At 73.0% G+C, this 6483-nt stretch carries 4 protein-coding genes; 3 read left to right on the forward strand and 1 reads right to left on the reverse strand.

The window, feature by feature from the left end; translation table 11 throughout:
• Positions 1-56 precede the first annotated feature (56 nt).
• A complete protein-coding gene (locus ACFC09_RS27030; protein ID WP_376532923.1) occupies positions 57-1712 on the forward strand; it encodes a M4 family metallopeptidase in 1656 nt (551 codons plus the stop codon).
• Between the two features lie 86 nt (positions 1713-1798).
• Positions 1799-2314: a DUF1990 domain-containing protein gene (locus ACFC09_RS27035; protein ID WP_376532924.1), complete on the forward strand. Its 516-nt coding sequence runs from the start codon at positions 1799-1801 to the stop codon at positions 2312-2314.
• A gap of 205 nt (positions 2315-2519) precedes the next feature.
• On the opposite strand, the gene glgP is transcribed toward ACFC09_RS27035, so the two are convergent.
• Complete coding sequence (gene glgP / locus ACFC09_RS27040; protein WP_376532925.1) at positions 2520-5114, reverse strand: alpha-glucan family phosphorylase; 2595 nt, start codon at positions 5112-5114, stop codon at positions 2520-2522.
• A gap of 651 nt (positions 5115-5765) precedes the next feature.
• Between glgP and ACFC09_RS27045 the strand changes: the two genes are divergently transcribed.
• Positions 5766-6483, forward strand: a 718-nt coding sequence (locus tag ACFC09_RS27045) for a maltotransferase domain-containing protein (protein WP_376532926.1), incomplete at its 3' end; no start/stop codon positions are given.

The raw sequence follows: 6483 nt of genomic DNA on the forward strand, positions 1-6483 counted from the left end.
TTCCTCCGGCCGGTGGCCCCAGCGCCGCCCGGACTCCCCCACATGAAGGAGCTTGAGTGAGCCCCCGCTACGCGCGCCGTAAGAGCACCACTCTGGCCATCGCCACCGCTGTCGCCGCCGGCGCCCTGCTCGCCACCGGCCTGACCACCAACGCCTCCGCGCAGACCCCGGCCGACGCCGCTGCCGCGAAGCCGCTCGCCGCCGCCCCGACCGTGCTGTCGGCCGCGGCCCGCACCGAGCTGATCAAGCAGGCGCAGAGCGACGCCACCGACACCGCCCGGACCATAGGTCTCGGCGCCCAGGAGAAGCTGGTCGTCAAGGACGTCGTGAAGGACGTCGACGGCACCGTCCACACCCGCTACGAGCGCACCTACGCGGGCCTCCCGGTGCTCGGCGGCGACCTGATCGTGCACACCTCCGAGGCCGGGAAGACCGAGGGCGTCACCAAGGCCAACAGCAACACCATCAAGGTGTCCTCGCTCACGCCCAAGATCGCCGCCGCCAAGGCCGAGACGCAGGCGCTGACCGCGGCCAAGGCCGACGGCTCCGCCAAGACCGAGGCCGACGGCGCCCGCAAGGTGATCTGGGCCGGCTCCGGCAAGCCCGTCCTCGCCTACGAGACGGTCGTCGGCGGCTTCCAGGAGGACGGCACCCCGAACGAGCTGCACGTCATCACCGACGCGGCCACCGGCAAGAAGCTCTACGAGTACCAGGGCATCGAGACCGGCACGGGCAAGACCCTCTACTCGGGCACGGTCACCCTGACCACCACGCTGTCGGGCTCGACCTACCAGCTGACCGACGGCACGCGCGGCGGCCACAAGACGAACAACCTGGCGCGCGGCACCTCCGGCACCGGCACCCTGTTCACCGACGCCGACGACGTCTGGGGCACCGGCGCCGCCTCCAGCTCCTCCACGGACCAGACGGCCGCCGCCGACGCCGCGTACGGCGCCCAGGAGACGTGGGACTTCTACAAGAACACCTTCGGCCGCAACGGCATCAAGAACAACGGCGTGGGTGCCTACTCCCGCGTCCACTACAGCTCGAACTACGTCAACGCCTTCTGGGACGACAGCTGCTTCTGCATGACCTACGGCGACGGCTCCGGCAACACCCACCCGCTGACCGCGCTGGACGTGGCCGGGCACGAGATGAGCCACGGTGTCACCTCCAACACCGCGGGCCTCAACTACTCCGGTGAGTCCGGCGGCCTGAACGAGGCCACCTCCGACATCTTCGGCACGGGCGTGGAGTTCTACGCCAACAACCCGAACGACATCGGCGACTACCTCATCGGCGAGGAAATCAACATCAACGGCAACGGCACCCCGCTGCGCTACATGGACAAGCCCAGCAAGGACGGCGCCTCCGCCGACTACTGGTCCTCCACCGTGGGCAACAAGGACGTGCACTACTCGTCCGGTGTCGCCAACCACTTCTTCTACCTGCTGTCGGAGGGCAGCGGCGCGAAGACGATCAACGGGGTGTCCTACAACTCCCCGACGTCCAACGGCTCCACCGTCACCGGCATCGGCCGGGCCAAGGCCCTCCAGATCTGGTACAAGGCGCTGACGACGTACATGACGTCCACGACCAACTACAAGGCCGCCCGCACGGCGACCCTGAACGCGGCGACCGCCCTGTACGGCTCGGGCAGCGCCGAGTACAACGCGGTGGCCGCCGCCTGGTCGGCGGTCAGCGTCTCCTGATCCCAGCGTCTCCTGATCTCAGGCAGGTGACAGGGCGGCCCCCCGGGAGGAACGCGTTCCGGGGGGTCGCCCTACCCTTGGGTGTCATGTCTTCGCCGCACTTCACCTACGAGCCGGTCGGTGCGACCCGCGAGAACCTCACCGCGTGCCCGCCCGGCTTCCACTCCCTGCATGTGCGTTCGCGCATCGGCGAGGGCGAGGAGGTGTTCCGGAGCGCCGTCGAGACCCTCTTCACCTGGCGGATGCACCGCGCGATGGGCGTGGGCATCGAGACCGACGCCGACCGGGCAGCCCCCGGCGTCGATGTCACGGTCTCCCTGGCCGGTCTGCTCAAGGCGCCCTGCCGTGTCGTGTGGACCCTCTCCGAACCCCGCAGGGCCGGCTGGGCCTACGGCACCCTGGAGGGCCACCCCGAGAGCGGTGAGGAAGCCTTCGTGGTCGACCGCACCGGCGACGGCACCGTCTGGCTGACGGTCGCCGCCTTCAGCCGCCCCCACAAGTGGTACACCCGAGCGGGCGGCCCGGCCACCCGCGCCCTCCAACATGCCTACGCCCACCGCTGCGGAACCACCCTCCGCAAACTCAGCGGCCAGAACACCTGACCCGACCCACCCCGACAGGGGCGCGGGGAACTGCGCAACCACCCCCACCCGCCCCGACAGGGGCGCGGGGAACTGCGCGACCACCCCCACCCCACCCGCACCCACCAAACAACCCCATAGGGGCGCGGGGAACTGCGCAACCACCCCCACCCCACCCGCACCCACCAAACAACCCCCTCCCCCCACCCCCTCCCCAACCCAGCGGTCAGCGCAACGGCAGCGCCACCAACCCCATCTCCGCACCAGAGGCGAGCAACCGGTGCGCGGGCAGCACACGGACCGTGTAACCGTAGGGACCGGTGCGGTCCAGGGACAGCGGCCCCTCGTACACCCAGCAGCCCTCCAGATCCGCCCCACCCGTCGGCTTCAGCGGCACCGCCGTCGCGTCGTCGATGCGGTCCTCCGGATCGACCCGGCCGGAGACGGCCTGCACCTCGACGTCGTCGGGACCCAGTTCGCCGAGGGCGACCAGCACCCTCAGCCCCAGGGTGGCCCCCAGCTCGGCGGTGGCGGTCGCGGCGGCCGTCGCCACGTGGTCGACGTGGTCGACGCTCACCCCGTGCCAGGCCGCGCGCACCCGGGCCTTCCAGGCGGCCAGTTCACGGGCCGCGTCCGGGGTCAGCGCGCGGTGCGCGTGGGCGGCGGGGGTGTACAGCCGCTCGACGTACTCCCGGACCATGCGGCCGGCCAGCACCTTCGGCCCGAGCAGGGTCAGGGTCTGGCGGACCATCTCGATCCACCGGTCGGGCAGCCCGCTGCGGCCCCGTTCGTAGAAGCGCGGGGTCACCCGTTGTTCGAGCAGGTCGTAGAGGGCGGCGGCCTCGATGTCGTCGCGGCGTTCCGGGTCGGTGCCCACGCCGTCCGCGGTCGGGACGGCCCAGCCGAAGTCGGGCTGGAACCACTCGTCCCACCAGCCGTCGAGCACGGACAGGTTGAGGCAGCCGTTGAGGGCCGCCTTCATCCCGGACGTACCGCACGCCTCCAGCGGACGCAGCGGGTTGTTCAGCCAGATGTCGCAGCCCGGATAGAGCTTCTGCGCCATCGCCATGCCGTAGTCCGGCAGGAAGACGATGCGGTGGCGCACGCGGGGGTCGTCGGCGAACCGGACCAGTTCCTGCACCAGGCGTTTGCCGCTGTCGTCCGCGGGGTGCGCCTTGCCCGCGACCACGATCTGGACCGGGCGCTCGGGGTGCAGCAGGAGATCCGTCAGCCGGTCGCGGTCGCGCAGCATCAGGGTGAGGCGCTTGTACGACGGGACGCGCCGCGCGAACCCGATGGTGAGGACGCCGGGGTCCAGCACGCCGTCGATCCAGCCCAGCTCGGCGGTGCCGGCGCCGCGCTGCCGCCAGGAGGCGCGCAGCCGCTCGCGCACCTCCGCCACCAGGTGCTCGCGCAGTTCCCGGCGCAGCTCCCAGATGTCCTCGTCCGGGATGCCCGCGAACCGGTCCCAGCGCTCCGCGTCGCCGACGGTGAGCGCGTCCTCGGCGCGGTGCGCCCCGACCTCCCCGGCGCCGAGCCGCAGCACCTCGGGGGCGACCCAGGTGGGGGCGTGCACCCCGTTGGTGACGGAGGTGATGGGCACCTCGTCGGGGTCGAATCCCGGCCACAGCCCGGAGAACATCTCGCGGCTGACCCGGCCGTGCAGCAGGGAGACCCCGTTGGCGCGCTGGGCCAGCCGCAGGCCCATCACGGCCATGTTGAACAGGTTGGGCTCACCGCCCGGGTAGGTCTCCGTCCCCAGCCGCAGGACGCGTGCGACGTCGATGCCGGGGAGTTCGGCGTCGGGACCGAAGTGGCGGGCGACCAGTTCCCGGTCGAAGCGGTCGATGCCGGCCGGGACCGGGGTGTGGGTGGTGAAGACCGTCCCGGCCCGCACCGCCTCCAGCGCCGCGTCGAAGTCCTGTCCCTGCGCGCCGAGTTCGGCGATCCGCTCCAGGCCGAGGAAGCCCGCGTGCCCCTCGTTGGTGTGGAAGACCTCGGGCTCCGGGTGGCCGGTCAGCCGGCAGTACGTCCGCACGGCCCGCACCCCTCCTATGCCGAGGAGCATCTCCTGGAGCAGCCGGTGTTCGCTGCCGCCGCCGTACAACCGGTCGGTGACGCCGCGTTCGCCGAGGTCGTTCTCCTCGACGTCCGAGTCCAGCATCAGCAGCGGCACCCGGCCGACCTGCGCCAGCCAGATGCGGGCGTGCAACCGCCGGCCGCCGGGCAGCGCGAGCGTGAGCTGGGCGGGGGTGCCGTCCGCCGCCTTGAGCAGCCGCACCGGAAGCTCGTTGGGGTCGAGGACGGGGTAGTGCTCCTGCTGCCAGCCGTCCCGGGACAGGGTCTGCCGGAAGTAGCCGTGCCGGTAGAGCAGGCCGACCCCGATGAGCGGGACGCCGAGGTCGCTGGCCGCCTTCAGATGGTCCCCGGCGAGGATGCCGAGGCCGCCGGAGTACTGGGGCAGGGCGGCGGTGACACCGAACTCGGGCGAGAAGTAGGCGACGGCGGCCGGCAGCCCGGCGGGCTGCGCCTGGTACCAGCGCTCCCCGCCGAGGTAGTCGTCGAGGTCGTCGGCGGCCGCGGTGAGCCGGCGCAGGAAGCGGCGGTCCCGGGCCAGCTCGGCGAGGCGCGCGGGGCGCACGCTGCCGAGCAGCCGTACCGGGTCGCCGCCGCAGGAGGCCCAGCGGCCGGGGTCGACGGACTGGAACAGGTCACGCGTCTCGGCGTGCCAGGACCAGCGCAGATTGCGCGCCAGTTCGCTCAGCGGGCGGAGGGGCTCGGGGAGAACGGGACGGACGGTGAACCGACGGATCGCCTTCACATTCCACCTCGGCGCGGTTGCTCGGGAGCCGCGCATCGCTGTGCGGCTCGTCGTCTGCCACGACGGTACCGGTGTCGGCCCGTGCCCCGCCGAGGCATCGCCGTGCGGCCCCCGGACGGATCCGGACCGAGCCGGCTCACCGCCCCGGCGAAGGGCCGCCCCGAGTCCCGCCTCGGACCGCCCGCCGCCCGCCGCCCGCTCCAGGGGCGCCCGCCCCCGGCCGCCGCCAAGGGCCCGCCCGGCTGCCCGCCCAGGAGCTGTCGGGGTCCCACGGACGCGTCGCCCGACTCCGACCGACGCGCCGCCCGGGGCCAGGACGGAGCCGCCCAGGACCCGGACCGTACACAACCGGCCATATCCAGGCCGCCGCGCGAGCGGTCCGTACGCCCTCCGGTCCGGTTCGTCGGACGAACTCCCGCAGGTAGCGCGGGGTGACGGCGGCGCGGCACCGGGCGCGGGCGCCCCGCCGGAAAAGGCCGGTCCTGGCAACAGACATACGCGCGAGTAGTTAACAGAGTGCCGGATTGCTCACCCGAATAGGGTGGGAAGGCTCCTCCGGTACGCCCCTCGGGCGCACCACAGGCACACCCGCACGACCCACCTCCCACACCGGATCCGCCCACACCCTCGTTGACGCGGACAGGAGCGGTCATGCCCGCCACGCATCACTCGTCATCACCCCCGACCAACAGCAGAAACGGTACGGCAGCCGGGCCGCCGGAGCGTGCGGCCGGCGCCGCGGACCCGGGCGGCAGCGGCGGCGCCCGGCCGGCCGCACCGGAGCGGACCTCCCCGGACCGGGCCACCGCCGTCGGCCGCATCCCCGTCCTCGACGTCCGCCCCGTGGTCCAGCGCGGACGGCGGCCCGCCAAGGCGGTCACCGGGGAGACCTTCGAGGTCTCCGCCACCGTGTTCCGCGAGGGCCACGACGCGGTGGCCGCCAACGTCGTACTCACCGACCCACGGGGCCGCCCCGGTCCGTGGACGCCGATGCGCGAACTGGCCCCCGGCACGGACCGCTGGGGCGCGGACGTCACCCCGGACGCGACAGGCCACTGGACCTACCACGTGGAGGGCTGGAGCGATCCCGTCACCACCTGGCGGCGGCACGCGCGGATCAAGATCCCGGCCGGGATGGACACCGAACTGGTCCTGGAGGAGGGCGCGCGGCTCCACGAGCGGGCGGCGGCCCAGGTCCCCGAGGCGGACGGGACGCGGGACGCCGTCCTCGCCGCGGTGGCGGCCCTGCGGGACACCGGCCGTCCCGACGCCTGGCGGCTGGGGGCGGCGCTGGCGCCGGAGGTGGACGAGGTCCTGGCCCGCCACCCGCTGCGCGAACTGGTCACCGCCTCCGACCCGCTCCCCCTCC

The sequence above is a fragment of the Streptomyces sp. NPDC056161 genome, assembly GCF_042268025.1.
Taxonomy (GTDB): Bacteria; Actinomycetota; Actinomycetes; order Streptomycetales; family Streptomycetaceae; genus Streptomyces.

Coding starts and splice junctions, on each gene's coding strand:
- ACFC09_RS27035 (WP_376532924.1), top strand. CDS start 1,799: ATGTCTTCGCCGCACTTCACCTACGAGCCGGTCGGTGCGACCCGCGAG.